The sequence below is a fragment of the Rhodococcus sp. BS-15 genome (genome assembly GCF_000813105.1).
Taxonomy (GTDB): Bacteria; Actinomycetota; Actinomycetes; order Mycobacteriales; family Mycobacteriaceae; genus Rhodococcoides.
Map to the genome: position 1 here is coordinate 1 of NZ_BAOX01000573.1, position 990 is coordinate 990.

Genomic DNA, 990 nt, shown 5'->3' on the forward strand with positions numbered 1-990 from the left:
GGTTGTATCGCGGCGGCAGGGGCCGACGGTCGCCCGAGTCGGGTGTCTGCCAGGGCGGCGGCTGCCGAGGCGTCGAGCGGGGAGTGGACATCGAATCCGACGATACGGGCCCGCTGCCGTTGTCGCGTGCACTGTCCGACCGAGCAGGGGGATTCTGATGGTCGGCGGCAGAGCCGTTACGGACATGCATGGACCACGTCTCCGAAGTACCTTGCGGTCGGTCGCGGTCCACGGTCCCCCGTATTCGGTGTAGTCAGTCGCTCACGACGCTACCAAACGTTGTGCCGCCGACGCTCGGCTCACGCTCGGGGATGAGCCTGATCGTGCACGGCCCTCAGCCGTTCGACCGACACGTGTGTGTAGATCTGAGTGGTCGCCAGCGAGGCGTGACCGAGCAGCTCCTGCACCACCCTCAGATCGGCTCCTCCTTCGAGCAGGTGAGTTGCCGCTGTGTGCCGCAGGCCGTGCGGGCCGAGGCTGGGACCACCAGGGACGGTGTCCAGCACTGCATGTACCGCCGTTCGGGCCTGCCGTTGATCGAGCCGTCCACCTCGACGTCCCAACAGCAATGCCGCACCGGATCGATCGCAGGCCAGTTCGGGCCTGCCGCTGACCAGCCAGTTCTCTACCGCATGCGCGGCCGGCGCACCGTAGGGAGCCGAGCGTTCCTTGTTGCCTTTGCCGATCACGCGGATCAGGCGACGCTCGGTGTCCACATCGTCGACATCGAGTCCGCACAGCTCCCCGACGCGCACGCCGGTTGCATACAGCAGCTCGACGATGAGCCTGTCCCGCAGCGCGATGGGTTCGAGCTCGGCGGCACCCGATTCGGCAGCGGCCAATGCGTCCGCCGCCTGGCTGTGGCGAAGAACACCGGGCAACGTGCGGTGGCCTGCCGGTCCGGCCAGGCGTTCCGCCGGTGCCACCGCCACCGCTCCCACCCGTTCGAGCCACTTCCCGAAGGTCCTCGCCGACGAGGTTCGCCTCGCA

At 68.2% G+C, this 990-nt stretch carries 1 protein-coding gene; it reads right to left on the reverse strand.

All coding sequences use genetic code 11. From position 1 onward, the window contains the following. Positions 1 to 299: 299 nt before the first annotated feature. Positions 300 to 990, reverse strand: a 691-nt coding sequence (locus RHBS_RS28020) for a tyrosine-type recombinase/integrase (protein ID WP_128646939.1), incomplete at its 5' end; no start/stop codon positions are given.